Genomic DNA, 18481 nt, shown 5'->3' on the forward strand with positions numbered 1-18481 from the left:
ACCAACCCCCGCAGCCGCGCCACGCACGCCCGACCGCCGCGGCAAAGTCCCACCGTCGCCACGGGTCCAGAGCCCCACGTCGCTAAGTACCGCGCGGTTTGGCCCGATGTGTTGCAGGGGCATTCCAAGGATCCTCCGGCCACGGATGTTTCGGATACCGCCCCTTCATCTCCTTGCGCACCTCGGGGTACGTCCGTGCCCAGAACCCCTGCAGGTCGCGGGTGACCTGCAACGGCCGACCGGCCGGCGACAGCAGGTGGATCGTCAGCGCGACGCGGCCATCGGCGATCGTCGGCGTGTCCCCCAGGCCGAACAGCTCCTGCAGCTTGACCGCGAGCACCGGCGGGCGCGGCGTGCCGTCGGCCTCGAGGCCGTACTCGATCGCGCGCATCTGACCGGATGGCACGGCGATCCGCACCGGTGCCAGGCGGTCGAGCTGCTGGCGCTGCGCCCAGTCGAGCCGGCCCTGCAAGGCCTGCGCGAAGGTGTCGGCGTCCAGCGCGTCGAGCCGCGTGCAGCCGGCGAACGCCGGCGCCAGCCAGCCCTCGCGGGTGGCCAGCAGCGCGGCATCGGACAGGTCGGGCAGGCCCAGCTCGGGCATCCACATCCGCAGCCCCTCGACACGCGCCTGCCACTGGCGCAGTCCGTCGCGCCACGGCAGCACGTCGAGTCCGAGTTCACCGACCGCGTCGCTGAGCGCGCGTGCAGCCTGCGCCGGGTCGACCCGGCCGTTGGGCCGGGCATCGAGCACGATGCGGTCGAAACGCTGCACGCGCAGGCCCACCAGCGCGCGCTTGCCGGCATCCCAGTGCGTTTCGTCGGCGACGACGAAACGCGCAGGCCAGGCCCGCCGCAGCTGCGCCTCATCCACCGGTGCGCCGCGCAGCAGCAGCGCGTCGCGCGCCTCGAAGCGCAGGTCGCTGGCGACGATCCAGGGCTCACCGAGCAAGGCGCTGTCGTCGAACAGCCGGGCCATGCGTCCGTTGCTCAGGCCGTAGCGTCGCGCGTCGCGGGCATGGCGATGCCCGATCCGGTCCGGGAACGCATGCGCCAGCAGGTCACCGAGCGCATGCGCTGGCACGCTCGACGGCGGCGCGACCTCGACCCGCAGGCGCCGCCGCCATTGCCGGGCCGCCGCATCGATTGCGGCCAGCGCAGAACGCGCGGCATCGGCCGGCACGCGTCCGGCGCGAAACGCGGCCAGCGCCTGCCACCGCACCGCCAGGGCGTCCGAACGCGCCGCGGCGCGCATCGGATCACGCGCCTCGATCAGCGCGCACAGGTCGCAGGCCAGTGCACGCGCGGCCGGCGCGTCGGCGGCCAGCAGCATCGCTGCCAACCGCGGATGGGTGCCCAGGGCGAGCATGCGTCGGCCGAGCGGCGTGATCGTGTCCCCCGCATCGAGCGCGTCGAGCCGGCGCAGCAGATCGCGCGCGGCCGCCAGCGCCCCGATCGGCGGCGCATCGGGGAACGCGAGCGCGTTGTCACCCCAGGCCGCCAGTTCGAGCGCGAGCGCCGCCAGTTCGACCTGCGCGATCTCGGGACGAAGCTGCGGCTCGAGCCGTTGCGATTCGGGCCACAGCCGCAGCGCCACGCCCGGTGCCACGCGGCCGGCGCGCCCGGCGCGCTGGTCGGCCGAGGCCTGACTGACCGTCACCACGTCCAGCCGCGAGAACCCGCTGTTGGGATCGAAGCGCGGTTCGCGCGCCAGTCCGCTGTCGATCACGATGCGCACGCCCGGCAACGTGACGCTGCTCTCGGCGACATTGGTCGCCAGCACGATCCGGCGCCGGCCGTGGGCGTCCGGCTGCAGCACGTGCGTCTGCGCCTCGACCGGCAGCTCGCCGTGCAGTGCGAGCACCTCGGGCGTGCCGCTCGCGTCCAGCCGCTGGACATCGCCCTCCAGCAGCGCCTGCACGCGCGCGATCTCGCGCTGGCCGGGCAGGAACACCAGCACGTCGCCCGGATACGCGGCGAGCGCGTCCACCAGCACGCGGCGGACCTGCTGCGCCAGCGCTTCGTCGCGGCGCGGCGGTGCGTGAGAGATCTCCACCGGGAAGCTGCGGCCGGCGCTCGACAGGCGCGGCGCATCCAGCCACTGCGCGACGCGCGCCCCATCGAGCGTGGCCGACATCACCACGATGCGCAGGTCCTCGCGCAAGCCCGCCTGCACCTCGCGCGCCAGCGCCAGCCCCAGGTCACCGGCCAGGTGTCGCTCGTGGAATTCGTCGAACAGCAGCGCGCCGACGCCGGTCGGCCCCATGCCGCCGAGCTCGGGGTCGTCCTGCAGCATCCGGGTCAGAATCCCTTCGGTCACCACCTCGATGCGCGTGCGCGCCGAGACCCGGTGTTCGAAGCGGATGCGGTAGCCAACCGTGCCGCCGACCTCTTCGCCGAGTTGGCGGGCCATGAACGTCGCGGCCGAACGCGCCGCGACCCGGCGCGGTTCGAGCATCACGATGCGGCGACCGGCGAGCCAGGGCGCGTCGAGCAGCGCCAGCGGCACCTGTGTGGTCTTGCCGGCACCGGGCGGCGCCTCGAGCACCAGCCGCGGGTGCGCGGCCAGGCTGGCGAGGAGCTCGGGCAGCAACGGGGCGATCGGGAAGTCGGGAGCAGCGGCGGTCGTCACGGCGCACAGGCTAGCGGGCCGGTCGGCCGCGCGATAGCTGTGGCGCGCGCCCGACCGCTTAGGGTTGTCCCGGGTGGCAACCGTCATCTGCGCCGCTTAAGGTCGGCACGTCTCCGAGCCCGGAACCGCCATGTCCCGTCGCCCTGCCCGTCCCGCCCGCACCGCGGCGTGGCTGCTCGCCCTGCTCGTCGCCCCGGCTGCCCACGCCGAGGTGTTCGTCAACGAACTGCACTACGACAATGCCGGCGCCGATGCCGGCGAGGCAGTCGAGATTGTCGCCACCGCCGGCGAAGACCTCGCCGGTTACCGACTGTGGCTCTACAACGGCAGCAACGCACCAAATGCAGCGACGACCTACGCCAATGTGGCGGTGCCCGCCGGCCAGGCACGCAACTGCGGCGCGGCGGTGTCGATCGCGACGGTGACTTTCCCGCGCGACGGCTTGCAGAACGGCCCCAACGACGGCATCGCCCTCGTCGACGCGGCCGGCTCGGTCGTGCAGTTCATCAGCTACGAAGGCACGATCGTCGCCGGAAACGGCCCGGCCGCCGGGCTGTCGAGCCACAACCTGCCGGTGTCCGAAAGCGCGTCGGCGCCGGTCGGCACCTCGCTGCAGTTGACCGGCAGCGGCGCGACCGCCGGCGACTTCGACTGGGCGCCGTCGGCGTCGCAGACCTTCGGGGCCTGCAACACCGGCCAGACCTTCGCAGGCACCGGCGGTGGCACGGGCACGCCGCCGGCGGTGGTCGCGACCATCCCGGTGGCCGGTGCCGGCGATTTCCCGGCCGCCGGCGATCTGTCGGTGGACTTCAGCGAAGCGGTCACGCTGTCGACGGGCGCGTTCGCGCTGCAATGCGCGACGTCGGGCACGATCGCGCTCGACCATGCGACCAGCGGCACGCATTTCGCATTGTCGACCGGCACCGCGCTGCATGGTGGCGAGTCCTGCACATTGACCATCACGGCCGCCGCGGTCCACGACGCCGACGGACGGCAGCCGGCCAGCGATGCCAGCGTCGCGTTCACCGTTGCCAGCGGCGGCACCGGCGGCGGCGACTACTACGCCCGCGTCAACACCAGCAGCGCCGCGCAACTGCGCTGCTCGCTGCACGCCACGATCCGCGGCCACACCGCGTATCCCTACAGCGGCAGCGGCACCAACACCTGGACGATCCTGGAGATCGCCGACGAGGACCCCAGCGATCCGGGTCGCATCCTCGACGCCTATCGCAACCGCAGCTACCCCAAGGTGTCGGGCCGCGCAGGCACCGACAGCGGCCTGACCTACAACCGCGAGCACACCTGGCCCAAGTCGCTGGGCTTTTCGAGTGCGACCGGCGACAAGGGCCTGCCCAATGCGCCGCACACCGACGCGCACATGCTCTATCTCACCGACACCGACCACAACGCCGCGCGCGGCAACAAGCCGTTCGCCGACTGCAGCGCGCAGGCCAGCTGCAGCGAGCGCGCGACCGAGGCCAACCACGGCATCGGCGGCGGCACCGGCACGTTCCCGGGCAATTCGAACTGGACCGACAACGCCGGCTTCCAGGTCTGGCGCCATCGCAAGGGCGACATGGCGCGCGCGGTGCTGTACATGGCGATCCGCTACGAGGGCGGCACGCACCCGTCGACCGGCCAGTCCGAGCCCGACCTGGAGCTGACCGACGACCGCAGCCGCATCGTCGGCACGTCGGCCTCGCCCGCGTACATGGGCCTGCTGTCGACGCTGCTGGCCTGGCACCAGGCCGACCCGCCGGATGCGGCCGAGCGCGCGCGCAACGAGGTCGTCTACAGCTTCCAGGGCAATCGCAATCCGTTCGTCGACCATCCCCAGTGGGCGACCCGTGCCTTGTTCGAGAGCAGCCAGCCGGCCAGCTGCCAGTTGGCGAACTGAAAGATCCCGCGCCCGTCCGGCACGCATGGCGTGCCGGGCGCGACGCGCCACGTGTCCGTCGACCCACGGCCTACAATGCGCAGCCCGTTCCCAAGGTGCTCGCGCGTGACCCCGCCCCTGATCGACATCGGCGCCAATCTCACCCACGACAGCTTCGACCGCGACCGCGACGCCGTGCTGGCGCGCGCGCGCGATGCCGGCGTGACCCGGATGATCGTCACCGGCGCCAGCCGCGAGCACTCGCCCAAGGCGCTCGAGCTCGCGCGCCAGCACCCCGGCGTGCTGTACGCGACCGCCGGCGTGCATCCGCACCACGCGGCCGAGTACACCGAGGAATGCGACGCCGAACTGCGCGCGCTGCATGCGCACGCCGAGGTGGTGGCGGTGGGCGAATGCGGGCTCGACTACTTCCGCGACTTCTCGCCGCGGCCGGCGCAACGCCGCGCCTTCGAGCGCCAGTTGCAGATCGCGGCCGATCTCGCCGCCGCCGGCACGCCCAAGCCGCTGTTCCTGCACCAGCGCGACGCACACGAGGACTTCGTCGCGATCATGAAGGACTTCGAGGGCCGCATCGGGCCGGCGGTCGTGCACTGCTTCACCGCCGGCCAGCGCGAACTGTTCGATTGCCTGGATCGCGACTGGCACATCGGCATCACCGGCTGGCTGTGCGACGAGCGGCGTGGCCGCCACCTGCGCGAACTGGTGCCCAACATCCCCGCCCACCGGTTGATGGTCGAGACCGACGCCCCGTACCTGCTGCCGCGCACGCTCGACCCGATGCCCAAGGACCGCCGCAACGAGCCGGCATTCCTGCCGCACATCGTCGCCGAGCTCGCGCGCGACCGCGGCCAGACGCCCGAGGCCGTGGCCGCGGCCACCACGACCACGGCAGCTGCGTTCTTCGGTCTGGATTGATCGCAGGTCTGCGCAGCATCGCGATGCTGGTGATCCGGGCACACGGCCCGGCATCCGCACAAGCGGCGCGAAGCACCGCAGGGGGCGAGCATGCGATGCTCGCCACTCTGCCATCAGGATAGATCGCATGATCGAGATGATCATTCCGCAGCGCCGCCACGACCTGGGGGGCGGCTTCTCGGTCGGCCGGGTGCTGCCGTTCGCCAAGCGACGCATGATCGGGCCCTTCGTGTTCTTCGACCACATGGGGCCGGTCGATCTGCCCGCCGGCATCGATCGCAGCGTCGATGTCCGTCCCCATCCGCACATCGGGCTGTCGACCGTGAGCTATCTGTTCTCCGGCCAGATCATGCACCGCGACAGCCTCGGCTACGCCCAGGCGGTCAAGCCGCACGAGGTGAACTGGATGACCGCCGGCAGCGGCATCACCCACAGTGAGCGCTTCGACCACGCGCGCCAGCACGGCGACTGTGTGCACGGCATCCAGGCCTGGGTGGCGTTGCCCGATGGGCAGGAGGAGATCGCGCCCTCGTTCTCGCATCACGCCGGGCACGAACTGCCGCAATGGGACGAGGCGGGCGTCACCGGGCATCTCATCGCCGGCAGCGCCTACGGACTGAGCGCGGGCGCCAAGACGCTCTCGCCGCTGTTCTACGCCCATCTCGAACTCGCCCCCGGCGCGGTCGCGGAGATTCCAGGCGGTCACCGGGAACGCGGCCTCTATGTCGCCACCGGCGCGGTGGAACTGGACGGCGCGCGCTACGGCGCCGGGACGATGCTGGTGCTGGACGCGGTAGCCTCTCGCGTGCGCGCCGCCGAGCAGGCCACAGTGATGGTGCTGGGCGGGGAACCGATCGGCGAACGCTTCATCTACTGGAACTTCGTCTCGTCCTCGCGCGAGCGCCTGGCGCAAGCGGCGGCGGACTGGAAAGCCGGCCGGATGAAACTGCCGGACGCCGACGATGCGGAGTTCATTCCGCTTCCCGACAACATGCCGTTTCCGGCGCCCCCGGCGATGTCGTAACGCGGGCGGCGTACGACCTCACCCGCGGGCACAGCTACCGCAACAGGCGTCCGCGCCGCGGCCAGGCCGCGAGCAAGGCCCAGACGCCGCCGATGCCCGCGACCCAGGTCGCGACCGGCAGGCCGCCCACCCGCGGGCCGCCGGCCTCGAGCGCGTAGAGCACCGCCGCGACGATCAGCAGGCCCACGCCGAGGATCGCCGCGACCACGCGCCGCTGCATACCCTGCATCGTGGTGGTCAGCAGCGCCAGGTCGTCGGAGCGCATGCGCAACTCGTGCCGGCCCTCGACCTGCTGCTTGAGCCAGGCGTGCAGCAGCTGCGGCATCTCCGGCGCGCGCGTGACCAGTTCGGGCAGGCGGTCGCGGAACTCGCGCAGCAGCCGCGGCGGGCTGTAGCGCTCGATGAGGATGCGCTCGAGCACCGGGCGGGCAACGGCCCAGATATCGATCTTCGGGTCGAGCAGCCGGCCGATGCCCTCGATGCTCAGCAGGGTCTTCTGCAGCAGGATCAGCTGCGGCTGCAATGTCAGCTCGTAGCGCTGCGCGGTGCGGAACAGCTTGCCCAGCACCTCGCCCAGCGAGATCTCCGACAGCGGCCTGGTGAAGTACGGCTCGCAGACCGCACGCACCGCCGCCTCGAGCTCGTCGATGCGCAGATGCGCGGGCATCCAGCCCGCCTGCACGTGCAGCTCGGCGATGCGGCGGTAATCGCGGCGGAAGATCGCCATGAAGTTCTCGGCGAGGTAGTACTGATCCTCGCGCGAGAGCTGGCCCATGATGCCGAAGTCGAGCGCGATGAAGCGCGGATTGGTCGTGCGCTCGGGATCGACCCAGATGTTGCCCGCGTGCGCGTCGGCGTGAAAGAAGTTGTCGCGGAAGACCTGGGTGTAGAACACCCGCACGCCCTTGGCCGCCAGCGCGGACCGGTCGATGCCGGCCGCGTCGAGCGCGGCGATGTCGTCGCTGGGAATGCCGTACACGCGCTCGAGCGTGAGCACGCGCTGGGCGGTGCGCTCCCAGACCGGCGCCGGCACGTAAAGATCGCTCGATTGCGCCCAGAAGCGCCGCAGCACCGAGGCGTTGGCGCCTTCGCGCTGCAGATCGAGCTCGGCGGCGAGGGTGTTCTCGATCTCGGCCACGACTTCGCGCGGGCGGATCTTGTCGGCGTTGGGATGGGTGCGCGCGACCAGCGCGGCGAGATTGCGCAGCAGCGCGACGTCGGCGGCGATCTGCTTCTCGATGCCCGGACGCAGCACCTTGACCACGACCTCGCGCGGCGGGCCGTCGGCAGTGCCGGGCAGCATCGCCGCGTGCACCTGGGCGATCGATGCCGAGGCCAGCGGCACCGGGTCGAAGGCGACGAAGGCCTGCGCGATCGGCATCGCCAGTTCGCGCTCGACGATCGCCTGCGCCAATGCGCCGTCGAACGGCGCCACCCGGTCCTGCAGCAGCGCCAGGTCGTCGACGATGTCGGGCGGCACGATGTCGCGACGGGTCGAGAGGATCTGTCCGAACTTCACGAAGATCGGACCGAGTTCCTGCAACGCCAGCCGCAGCCGGGCGCCGCGCGACTGCGCCGCGATCGCGGCTGAGGCCCGCGGCACGAATGGCCGCGCCAGCCGCAGCCAGCGTTCGGCCGGCGTGCCGTCGAGCAGGTCGTCGAGCCGGTAACGCAGCAGCACCCGGCCGATGCGCGAAGCGCGCAGCAGGCCCTTCATGCGGCGGTCCCGCGACCGAGCCGCGCCACCCGCACCGCGAGCCGCTCGATATCGTCGCGCAGGCCGTCGACATCGTCATAGAAGGCCTCGAGCTCGGCGCGCGGCACCACATCGCGCGACTCCTCGGTCACGTACTCGGCCGCGCTCTCGGCCAGGTTGCGGCCGACCTCCTGCGCCTGGCGCAGCGCCGTGGCGAAGGCGTTGGCGACCTGCACGCCGACCACCTCGCCGAGCACGGCGACGAACGGCCGCTGCCAGTCGGGGTCGAAGCCCGCGGCCAGGCGTTGCAGCCGGCGCGCGAGCTCGGCATCGCCCGAGACCCGGACCTGGCCGATCGGCGGCGCATCGCCGCGACGCAGGAACGGCAGCTGGCCGAGCGCGCCGGCCAGCGTGGTCCGCACCGACAGGTCGGCCTCGACCTCGGGATCGGGCGGGCCCACGCGCAAGCGCTCGCCGTCCACGCGCAACGTCAACGCCAGCGGCGGCGCACTCAGCGCGAGCGCGATCTGCTGGCCGTCGAGCGCGCGCAGCGCCGCCCCGGTGTCGGCATCGAGCGCGATCGCGCGGTTGAGCGCAGTCTCCAGCGCGCGGCCGGCCATCGGCTTGAGCACGGAGAACGGAGAGAACGGAAGGTCGGCCATGACGCGATTGTAGCGTCGGGCCTAGGCCAGGGCGCTTGCCCAACCCAACGCAAAAAGGCCCGCCGGTGGCGGGCCCTTTGCGTCATCGCGACGGTGCGGTCGGGGCGTCAGACCCCTCGTCCGCGCAGCATCGAGATCACGGCCAGGATCAGGAACACCACGAACAGGATCCAGGCGATATTGGTGGCGGCACCGGCCACGCCGCTGAAGCCGAGGACACCGGCGATGATGGCGACGACGAGGAAGATGACGGCATATCTGAGCATGGTGGTCTCCTGGTGGGCTTCGGCCAGTAGCGGCTGCGGGACCCACCGTATGCCCGCTCAGGTCGCGATCAGGTGATGGCTGAGCAGGACTTCCACGAATCTTTCAGTCGAATGAGACCGTCGTGAAGGGAGACCGCGGGCCGGTAGCCGAAATCCCGCATCGCCGGCGCCATGTCGTACCAATGCGTGGTGCTCAACTGCTCGGCGAGGAAACGCGTCATCGGCGGCTCGCCGGACAGGCGCAGCAGTGGCCAGAGCGTTTCGCACACCGCGCCTGCCGCATAGGCCGCGCGGAATGGGATCGTCTTGTGCACCGGCGGGGCTCCGGCCGCCTCGAGCAGCGCGTTGACGATCCAGCGCACCGTCGTCGGCTCGCCATTGCTGATGAAGTACGCGCGTCCGGCGCAGGCCGCGCCCGGCGCCAAATGCGCGAGGGCGTCGAAGTGCGCCTGCGCGGCATTGTCGATGTAGGTGGTGTCGATGCGATTCTCGCCGTCGCCGACGAAGCGCAGCCGGCCGGCACGGGCCCGCTCGACCAGGCGAGGCAACAGTTGTTGATCGCCCGGCCCCCAGATCAGCCGAGGTCGCAGCGCGACCGTCGCCAGGTCCGGGCCGTTGGCCGCCAGCACCGCACGCTCGGCGATCGCCTTGGTCGCCGCGTACGGCGCCTTGAACCCCTCGCCGTAGGGCGCGGTGTCGGCGGTGCCGCCCTCGACCGGATGCGTGGCGCGATGGGTGACGCTCGGCGTGGACGTGTACACGAGCCGTCCGATGCCGTGCGCGCGGCAGGCGTCGAGCACGTGCTGGGTACCGACGACGTTGGCCTGGTGGTAGCTGTCGTAGTCCCCCCACGCGCCCGCCTTGGCGGCGTTGTGGAACACCGCGTCCATGCCGGCCGTCGCCGCGCGCACGGCGTCGCGGTCGGCGAGATCGCCGCGGATCTGGCGCACGCCCAGGGCTTCGAGTTCGGGATAGTGGCCGCGATTGAAGCTGGCGACCGTGTGGCCGCGCGCGACCAGGCCGCGGCACAGCGCCTGCCCGAGGAAGCCGCCGCCGCCGGTGACCAGGATCTGCATGTCGCGCTCCACGCTTGAGGAGCGCACACGATAGCGGGCGCCTGCCGGGCTGGCGACGCAGGCGCGCGCAAGCGCTTGATCGGCAAGCCCTTCAGAAACCTTCATCCCACCACCGGGCACTTCATCCGCCGCTTTGGTGGGCTGGCCACTTCCCCAACGGAGTGCCGACGATGTCCATCCTCCCGCGCCTGCTTCTGCTGGCCGCCCTCGCCTGCCCGCTGTCCGTCGCCACCGCATCCCCCCGGCGCTGGACGACGGCTGGCCAGTGGCCGATCCCGCCCGGCTGGGCTGGGACGCCGCACAACTGGCGGCGCTCGATGCCGCGATCCAAGCAGGCGCGGCGCCCGACGCCACCAGCGTGCTGGTCGTCCACCGCGGCGCCTTGATCCACGAGGCCTACTTCGACGGCGCCGAGCGCGGCACGCTGCACGACACCCGCTCGCTGACCAAGAGCGTGACCGCGCTGCTGGTGGGCGCGGCGCTCGATCGCGGCCTGATCGCCGATGTCCGAGCGCCGGTGCTGGGCTTCTTTCCCGACCGCCGGCCGGCCCATCCCGGCGCGTTCAAGGACGCGACGACCGTCGAGGACCTGCTGACGATGAGCGCGCAGTGAGAGTGCGACGACAACAACACGTTCTCCAGCGGCCACGAAGAACGCATGTACGTGAGCGCGGACTGGACGGGTTTTGCGCTCGACCTGCCCGAGCGCGGCTACGCGCCGTGGCAGACGCGGCCGGCCGACAGTCCGTATGGGCGGGCGTTCGCCTACTGCACCGCCAACAGCCTGCTGCTGGGCGCGATCGTCGAGCGCGTCAGCGGCAGGCCGCTGGCCGACTTCGCGCGCGACGCGCTGGAGCGACCGCTGGGCATCGCGGAGGCCACGTGGAAGCGCGCGCCAGAAGGCACCGGCATGGGTGGCGGCGGCACTGGATACCGCAGCCGGGATCTCGCCCGGCTTGGCCAGTTGCTGGCCGATGGCGGACGCTGGCAAGGCCGCAGCATCCTGTCGGCGGCGTGGATCGACGCGATGCTGCAGCCGCGCGCACGCACGCCGTTCGACGCCGACTACGGGTATCAGCTGTGGCGCTTCGATGTCGCCGCGGGCGCGCGGCGGTGGCAGGTCTGGACGATGTCGGGCAATGGCGGCAACGCGGTCTTCGTCATCCCCGAAGGCCAGTTGGTCGTGGTCGTGACCCGGACCCACTACAACCGGCCGGGGATGCACACGCAGACCCGGGCCTTGTTGTCGGACTACGTGCTCAGCGCGCTGCCGTGACCGCGACCGCGTCGGCCGGCAGGCGCCCGGCGGCGCGCACGCGCGCCCGCTCGTGCGCGATGCCGGCATCGATCCGCGCCAGCACTGCGGCGAAGCCCGGCGCGCCGCGCAGGTCGGCGAACAGCGGCGAGACCCGAAGGTAGTCCGCATCGCGGTGGCCGGCCGTGACCGCGGCGTCCAACGCCTCGAGCGCCGCGGCGCGGTCGCCGGCCAGCGACGCCAGCGACGCCAGCAGCGCAGCATCGAGTCCATCCAGCGGATCGGCGCCGGCGGCCAGCCCCGTGCGCAGCGCGGCGCTGCGTGCGCGCAGTGCCGGCGCCGCGGGCCGCGGCTCGGCCCCGACGATCCAGGCGACCGTCGCTGGCAGGCTCGCGTGCGGCTTGAGCGCACGCGCGCGCTGCGCCGCGTGCCGCGCGGCATCGAGATCGCCGCGCTGCAAGGCCAACTCGGCGGCCAGCAGCTGCAAGCCAGCGTGGTCGGTGCCGCGCGACAAGGCTTCGTCCAGCGCCGCCCGCGCCTCGACGTCGCGCCCGTGGCGGTGCAGGAAGCTCGGCCAGGCAAGGTTGGAGAACACCTTGTCGGGGTAGAGCTGGAAACTGCGGCGGTAGCGTCCTTCGGCCGCATCGGCATAGCCGAGCAGGTCGCGGTCGGCGGCGATCTGCAGCGCCAGGAACCGCGCGTCCTCGGGACGGTGCATGGCCAGGTTGGCCGCCAGCGCATCGGCCAGCCGGCCCTGGCGCGCGTACAGATAAGCGGCCGACGCCCGCGCGGCATCGTCGTCGGGGTCCAGCGCCACTGCGCGTTCGTAGCCGGCCAGCGCCGTGGCCACCTCACCCCGGCAGTCGTGGGCATAGGCCAACGCGGCGTGCGCGGCCGCCAGGCGCGGCTGGCGCGCGAGCACGTGTTCGGCCAGCGCCTGCGCGCGGTCGGCATCGGCGGGGTCGCCGCCATACAGGCACAGCCGCGCGGCATGCGCGCGGGCCAGGCCCAACGCGGCCTGCACGTCGTCGGGCGCTTCTTGCAGGCGCTGCCGGTACAGCGCGAGCGCACGCGCGTTGTTCTCGCGCTGGCCGATGCGGGCGTAGTAGTCGGCACGCTGCAGCAGCGGCGACAGCGCCTGCGCGGCCGGCCTCGGCCACGACCACCAGCCGATCGCGGCGATCACCGGCAGCAGCGCCAGCACCGCGCCGGCAACGAGCCGCCTGCGGCGAACGCCGGGCACGCGCAGCGCATCGTCGTCCGGATGTGGCGGGCTGCACAGCTGATAACCGCAGCCCCGCACCGAGCGCAGGTAACGCGCCCGGCGCCCGTCGTCGCCGAGCGCCTGGCGCAGCAGGCGCACGCGCTGGGTGACGGTGTCCTCGCCGACCAGCGCCGGCGCCCAGACCTGTGCGATCAGTTCGTCGAAGCCAACGACCCGCGTGCCCTGCTTCAACAGGTAGTGCAGCAGGCGGAAGCTGAGCCCGGCCACCTCCAGCACCTGGCCGTCGTCGCGCACCACCCGCTGCCGGGCCACGTCGATGCGCAGATCGTCGAGACGATAGTGCGCAGGCGACGCGGCGGCGGGCTCAGACACGGGCGGCGGCCCAGGCGGCCAGCGTCTCGCGGCCGATCTTGGCGTTGTGGCGGATATCGACCGGGAAGCGCGGGTGGAACAGCACCGTCGCGATGCCGGCGGTGTGCACGAAGCCGGCACCGATATGGCGCAATTCGTCGGCGATGCGCGCGTGCTCGGTCTTGCCCACGCCCGGCCGCGGCTCCACGCACAGCACTGGGGTCTGGCGACCGGCGGGGCCCACGCCGACCAGGGCGGTGCGTGCGACATCGGGGTGGACGTTGAACACCGGCTCGACCTGCTCGGTGCACAACGTGGCGTCGCCGGTCACGACGCGATGGCCCTTGCGCCCGCAGAACCACAGCCGGCCCTCGCTGTCGAAATAGCCCAGGTCGCCCATGCGGTGGACGATGCGCACGCTGCCGTCGGGCCGCGTCTCGGCGATCTTCGCCAACCGGGTCTGCGCCTCGCGGCCGAAGTAGGTGTCGGTCGCGGTGGGTCCGGCGACGGTGATCTCGCCGATCTGTCCGCGCGGCACCTCCAGCGCATCGGACCACGTGGCGATCGCGGCATCGTCGACGCCGATGATTCGCACCTCGTTGGGCGGCACCGGCCGGCCGACACAGGTACCTGCACCCTGCTCGGTGCGGCTGCGCAATGCCAGCAGTTCGCGTCCCTCCACGACCGCGACCGGCAGGCATTCGGTGGCGCCGTACGGCGTCCACAGCGAGGCCTGCGGCGGTAGCAGCGCGAGCATCGTCGCCACCACGTCCGGCGGCACCGGCGCCCCGGCCGAGGTGACCCGGCGTATGCCAGGCAGCGGCGCGCCATGCGTGGCGAGCACCCGCATCAGCGCCGGCGAGCCGAACAGCTGGTCGACACCGAAGCGCGCGATCGCCGAGTGCAGTTTGTGCGGGTCGGCGCGCGCCGGGCGGGTCGGGTCCATGTCCGGGACGATCGAGGTCAGCCCCAGCGCCGGATCGAACAGGGCGAACGGCGGGAACGTCGGCAGGTCGACGCCACCGGGTGGGATGCCGAACGCGTCGCGCAGCATCGCGATCTGCGCGACGAAATGGCGGTGCCGGTACACCACCCCCTTGGGCACGCCGGTCGAGCCGCTGGTGAACAGGATCGCGGCGACCTCGTCGGCGGCCGTGGCCGCCAACTGCGGCCCGGCGCCGGCGCCGGTACGTTCGACCTGCGCCAGGGTCGCGTCGGCCAGCACGGCGCGGTGGCCAGTGGTGATGCGGATCGCCGCCGAACGCGCCCAGCCCAGCAACACGCGCGCGAACTGGGCCAGCGGAATGCCGATGAAGGCCTGCGCCTGCGCCTCGTCCAGGCACTGCCGCAGGGCGCGCCGGTCGATGCCCGGATCGACCAGCACCGGCACCGCGCCGGCCTTGAACAGCGCGAACATCAGCAGGAAGAACTCGGGACTGGGCCGCACCATCAGCACCGTGCGGGTGCCGCGGACGATGCCGCGCGCGGCCAGGCCGGCGGCGATCGCGTCGCTGCGTGCATCGAGCGCGGCGTAGCTGAGTGCATGCGCATCGCGATAGCGCCCGTCCGGGCCGGGGCAGCGCAGTGCGATCTGGGTGGGGCGCTCGCGCGCCAGACGCGGCAACGCGGCCGCGATGTTGACCGCCTCGACGGCGGGGCTGGGGGCATCAGGGTGCGTCATCGGCGACAGGATACCGGCGTGCCGGGCCCGGCCGGCAGGCGTTGCGGCTACGATGCGCGCACGCCCGTTGCCCTGGACACTGCCGATGCGCGCGATCCGCCGCTCCTCCCTGCCGCTGCTGGTCCTGATCGCCGCCCTGGTGTTGACGATCGGCGGCTGCGCCAGCAGCAGCCAGCAACGCAACGCGCTGGAACGGGTACAGACCGCCTGGGCGAGCGCGATGCGCTGGAACGACATCGAGGGCGCCTGGCAGTTGGTCGACCCGGAGGTGCGCGCCGAGCGGCCGATGGGCGAGCTGGCGTTCGCTCGCTACGGGCAGTTGCAGGTCACCGGCTACCGCGCGCTCGGCGGCCAGGCCGGACCGGACGAGGCCCTGCGCGAGATCGAGATCCGGGTGGTCAACCGCCATTCGATGGCCGAACGCACGCTGCGCCACACCGAGCGCTGGCGCTGGGACCCGGACGCCGGCACCTGGTGGAATGTCAGCGGCCTGCCGGATTTCTGGGAAGGCGAATAGCCGGCCCGGGCGGCGGCCCTGCCCCCGGTCGGGGCCCCGGGTGGTGCGCTCGGCGCGGTGTGCGACAATCGCCGCCCGCTGACGCTGCGCGAATCGTGTCGTGAACTTCGAAGAACTGCTGGCCTTCCTGGGCCGAAACCAGATGATGTCGCTGATCCTCGCCGTGCTGACGGTGGCGATCGTCTTCAATGAGATCTCGCGGCTGTTCCGTGGCTTCAAGGCTTTGCGGCCTGCCGAGCTGACCGCGCTTGTGAACCGCGACAACGCGCTGGTCGTCGACCTGCGCCCGAGCGCCGACTTCGGCAAGGGCCACATCCCCGGCTCCAAGAACGTGCAGATGAGCCAGTTCGACCCGGAGAGCAAGCAGCTCGTCGCGGCCAAGGCGTTGCCGGTCGTGCTGGTGTGCAAGACCGGCAGCACTGCCGGCGACGCCGCCAAGCGCCTGAAGAAGGCCGGCTTCCAGAACGTCTACGTGCTCGATGGCGGCATCGCCGGCTGGCAGCAGGCCGATCTGCCGCTGGTCAAGGGCCGCGGCTGAAGGCCGACCGCCCTCCGCGGGTGCCATAATCGGCGATCCGCTTCATCCACATCATCGCTGGAGTCGATCCCATGTCCGAAGAACAGGCCAACAACGGCGCCAACGGCGCAGCCCCGGCACAGCCGGCCGGCGCGCAGTTCAGCGTCGAGAAGATCTACGTCAAGGACGTCTCGTTCGAGTCGCCCAAGGCCCCGCAGATCTTCAACGAGCAGGCCCAGCCGCAGCTCAACATGAACCTCAACCAGAGCGTGCAGCGCGTGGGCGACAACGCCTACGAAGTCGTGCTGGCGATCACCCTGACCTGCACGATCGGCGAAGACGACAACAACACCGTCTACGTCGCCGAGGTCAAGCAGGCCGGCGTCTTCGGTCTGGCCGGTTTCGACAGCGGCACGCTCGACGCGCTGCTGGGCACGCAGTGCCCGAACGTGCTCTACCCCTACGCGCGCCAGCTGATCGGTGACCTGATCCAGGCCGGCGGCTTCCCGCCCTTCCTGCTGCAGCCGATCAACTTCGACGCGCTGTACGCCGAGGGTCTGCGCCAGCGCGGTAGCCAGCAGCCGGCCGGCCAGCCGACCACCGACCAGATCGGCAACGCCTGAGCGTGACCGACCGCGCGACTGCCGTCGCGGTGCTGGGCGCGGGCTCCTGGGGCACCGCGCTCGCTTCGCTGATCGCCCGCAACGGCCACCCCACCACGCTGTGGGGCCGGGACGCGGCGACGGTCGAAGCGATCGACCAGCGCCACGAAAACCCGCGCTACCTGCCCGGCATTCCGTTGCCGGAACGGTTGCGCGCGACCACCGACTTGGCGCGCGCGCTCGACGGCGCCGGGCTGATCCTGGTCGTGGTGCCCTCGCACGCGTTCCGCGAGACGCTCGCCGACCTGGCGCCGCTGCGCCCGTCCGGCGTCGGCATTTCGTGGGCGACCAAGGGCTTCGAGCCGGGTTCGGGCCGGTTCCTGCACGAGGTCGCCGGCGCGTTGGTCGGCGACGACGTGCCGCTGGCCGTGGTCACCGGGCCGTCGTTCGCCAAGGAGGTCGCGTCCGGGCTGCCGACTGCGGTGACGGTGCAGTCCGAGGACGAGGATTTCGCCCGCAGCGTCGCCGATGTGCTGCACGGGCCGAGCTTCCGGGCCTACACCGGCACCGACATGCGCGGCGCCGAGCTCGGTGGTGCGATGAAGAACGTGTTGGCGGTCGCCACGGGCGCGGCTGACGGCATGGAATTGGGCCTCAACGCCCGCACGGGCCTGATCACCCGTGGCCTCAACGAGATGCTGCGCTTGAACCGCGCGATCGGCGGTCGCCCGGAAACGCTGATGGGACTGGCTGGCCTGGGCGATCTGGTGCTGACGTGTTCGGGCGATCTGTCGCGCAATCGCCGGCTGGGCCTGGCCCTGGGCCGGGGCGAACGGCTCGAGGATGCGGTGCGCGCGATCGGCCAGGTGGTCGAGTCGGTGCAGACGGCCGATGAAGTCATGCGGCTGGCGAACCGCCACGAGATCGAATTGCCGATCTCGAGCAATGTCCAGGCTGTGCTGCACGGCGAGATCAGCCCTGCCGAGGGCCTCGCCCGGCTGATGGCCCGCGAGCGCAAGCCCGAGTACACCGGGGCGCTGTTCTAGGCGGCGTTGCCGGCTGGCGAAGATGCGCGGCGATGCCCGCAGCTGCGATGCTGGACCCGCAACCGCGGTCAAGATCGGTTGACGGTGCGGGCATCGTGCCGGACCCGATAGCGATCGCGCCTGCCTTCGGAGCCCCAGCCGCGATTTTCAGGAACGCCGAGATCGAAACGCGTGTGCCCCTGAGCGAAGACGAAAGGCGAGCCATCCCTCGGGGCACCGACGCAAGGGGCGTGGTGTGCATGGTCGGCCTTGCAATCGCCGCGGTGCTTGCCGGCTGCTTCTTCGTACTGTCGCTGGACTGGACCGACTACGTCTTCATCCTTGGCATCATCGCACTCGGGGTTCTCGTGCTCGTGGCGATCGTCAGCGTCATGAACGCCGACATGCGGCGCGATCCATGAGGCGATCTACGCAAGGCTGCAGGTCTACGAGAACGTGGAAGTGAGTTGTCTGCCCTACTCGCGGATCCTCCTGAGCCTACGCACGCGCCATGTGCGATGGTCGCTGCAGGACGATGCCAGACGGTCGGCCGGATGATGCCCACTCCGCCCTCCCGCGCCATGGCGCGGTACTACGGCGCCAGCCTGGTGCTCAGCGTGCTTGCGCTGTCGGTCTGGGCAGTCTGGTTGCTGCACTACCAACCGCCGCGTGCTGTCGATGGCAATGGCCCCGACCCGGTCGGCCTGCTGCTGTTCTTCGGCGCCTGGCCCTTGGGCCTGTTGCTGGTGCACTCGGCGCTGCTGGCCTGGCGCCTGCAGCGGCGACGCCCTGCAACGATTCTCGCCGGTCGGCACGGGCTGGCGATCCATGCCGTGCTGATCTGCCTCTTCATCGCCTGCCTGCTGCGCTGAGCGACATCTCGGGCTGGCGACCACGCCCGATCTGCCATGACGCCCTCCCACGTGCAGCGGTCTCGAGCGCACGGCAACCCGCCACACGACGGGGCGAGGCCACCGCACATTCACGTGGACTGCTCCCCATCCAACGGGGTCCGGCACGGCTTGTCCCGCCCGATCCGGGCGAGCACTCCGCCTGGCGCACCAAAACCGGGGTCAGAGTGGAAATTGGCGCGGCGCAAATGCACAAAGACCCCCGGTTTGTGTTTTAACCCCCAGTGCGACG

At 71.6% G+C, this 18481-nt stretch carries 16 protein-coding genes and 1 pseudogene; 10 read left to right on the forward strand and 7 right to left on the reverse strand.

The features are described 5' to 3' along the window. Positions 1-82: 82 nt before the first annotated feature. On the reverse strand, positions 83-2716 hold the full coding sequence (hrpB, locus tag ABE488_RS11800) for an ATP-dependent helicase HrpB (protein WP_346448534.1): 2634 nt from the start codon (positions 2714-2716) through the stop codon (positions 83-85). Positions 2717-2759: 43 nt separating this feature from the next. On the opposite strand from hrpB, the gene ABE488_RS11805 reads away from it, so the two are divergent. From ABE488_RS11805 to ABE488_RS11815, 3 genes are all read left to right on the forward strand, one after another. Further along, a complete protein-coding gene (locus tag ABE488_RS11805) occupies positions 2760-4526 on the forward strand; it encodes an endonuclease (protein ID WP_346448536.1) in 1767 nt (588 codons plus the stop codon). A gap of 105 nt (positions 4527-4631) precedes the next feature. Next, positions 4632-5441, forward strand: coding sequence for a TatD family hydrolase (locus ABE488_RS11810; protein ID WP_346448538.1), 810 nt, complete (start codon positions 4632-4634; stop codon positions 5439-5441). A gap of 127 nt (positions 5442-5568) precedes the next feature. Continuing rightward, positions 5569-6465: a pirin family protein gene (locus ABE488_RS11815; RefSeq protein ID WP_346448540.1), complete on the forward strand. Its 897-nt coding sequence runs from the start codon at positions 5569-5571 to the stop codon at positions 6463-6465. A 34-nt stretch (positions 6466-6499) separates the two neighbouring features. On the opposite strand, the gene ubiB is transcribed toward ABE488_RS11815, so the two are convergent. From ubiB to oleD, 4 genes are all read right to left on the reverse strand, one after another. Continuing rightward, positions 6500-8182 (reverse strand): ubiquinone biosynthesis regulatory protein kinase UbiB, encoded by a 1683-nt coding sequence (gene ubiB / locus ABE488_RS11820; RefSeq protein WP_346448541.1) that lies wholly within the window; start codon positions 8180-8182, stop codon positions 6500-6502. Beyond that, on the reverse strand, positions 8179-8823 hold the full coding sequence (locus tag ABE488_RS11825; protein ID WP_346448543.1) for an SCP2 sterol-binding domain-containing protein: 645 nt from the start codon (positions 8821-8823) through the stop codon (positions 8179-8181). Before ABE488_RS11825 ends, ubiB begins: the two co-directional genes overlap by 4 nt. 107 nt (positions 8824-8930) lie before the next feature. Further along, positions 8931-9089, reverse strand: a complete 159-nt coding sequence (locus ABE488_RS11830; protein ID WP_047137175.1) for a DUF1328 domain-containing protein — start codon at positions 9087-9089, stop codon at positions 8931-8933. 68 nt (positions 9090-9157) lie between these two features. Further along, entirely contained in the window at positions 9158-10165 is a 1008-nt protein-coding gene (gene oleD / locus ABE488_RS11835) for a 2-alkyl-3-oxoalkanoate reductase (protein ID WP_346448545.1), read from the reverse strand. Between the two features lie 358 nt (positions 10166-10523). Here oleD and ABE488_RS11840 point away from each other — a divergent pair. Then, a pseudogene (locus ABE488_RS11840) lies at positions 10524-11441 on the forward strand (serine hydrolase). On the opposite strand, the gene ABE488_RS11845 reads toward ABE488_RS11840, so the two are convergent. After that, on the reverse strand, positions 11425-13017 hold the full coding sequence (locus ABE488_RS11845; protein WP_346448547.1) for a winged helix-turn-helix domain-containing protein: 1593 nt from the start codon (positions 13015-13017) through the stop codon (positions 11425-11427). The pseudogene ABE488_RS11840 and the gene ABE488_RS11845 overlap by 17 nt on opposite strands. After that, a complete protein-coding gene (gene oleC, locus ABE488_RS11850; RefSeq protein WP_346441958.1) occupies positions 13010-14677 on the reverse strand; it encodes an olefin beta-lactone synthetase in 1668 nt (555 codons plus the stop codon). The genes ABE488_RS11845 and oleC overlap by 8 nt, the downstream gene beginning before the upstream one ends. An 85-nt stretch (positions 14678-14762) precedes the next feature. Between oleC and ABE488_RS11855 the strand changes: the two genes are divergently transcribed. From ABE488_RS11855 to ABE488_RS11880, 6 genes are all read left to right on the forward strand, one after another. After that, entirely contained in the window at positions 14763-15194 is a 432-nt protein-coding gene (locus ABE488_RS11855) for a hypothetical protein (protein ID WP_346441959.1), read from the forward strand. Positions 15195-15294: 100 nt separating this feature from the next. After that, positions 15295-15732: a rhodanese-like domain-containing protein gene (locus tag ABE488_RS11860; RefSeq protein ID WP_346441960.1), complete on the forward strand. Its 438-nt coding sequence runs from the start codon at positions 15295-15297 to the stop codon at positions 15730-15732. Between the two features lie 71 nt (positions 15733-15803). Beyond that, positions 15804-16334, forward strand: coding sequence for a protein-export chaperone SecB (secB, locus tag ABE488_RS11865; RefSeq protein ID WP_346441961.1), 531 nt, complete (start codon positions 15804-15806; stop codon positions 16332-16334). 2 nt (positions 16335-16336) lie between these two features. Beyond that, positions 16337-17359, forward strand: a complete 1023-nt coding sequence (locus tag ABE488_RS11870) for an NAD(P)H-dependent glycerol-3-phosphate dehydrogenase (protein ID WP_346448548.1) — start codon at positions 16337-16339, stop codon at positions 17357-17359. 32 nt (positions 17360-17391) lie between these two features. Next, positions 17392-17760 carry a hypothetical protein gene (locus tag ABE488_RS11875; protein WP_346448550.1) on the forward strand — a complete coding sequence of 123 codons (369 nt, stop codon included), beginning with the start codon at positions 17392-17394 and terminating at the stop codon, positions 17758-17760. Positions 17761-17919: 159 nt separating this feature from the next. After that, positions 17920-18210 carry a hypothetical protein gene (locus ABE488_RS11880; RefSeq protein ID WP_346448552.1) on the forward strand — a complete coding sequence of 97 codons (291 nt, stop codon included), beginning with the start codon at positions 17920-17922 and terminating at the stop codon, positions 18208-18210. The last annotated feature ends 271 nt before the right edge of the window (positions 18211-18481 follow it).

Source organism: Luteimonas sp. TWI662 (assembly GCF_039673825.1).
Lineage (GTDB): Bacteria > Pseudomonadota > Gammaproteobacteria > Xanthomonadales > Xanthomonadaceae > Luteimonas.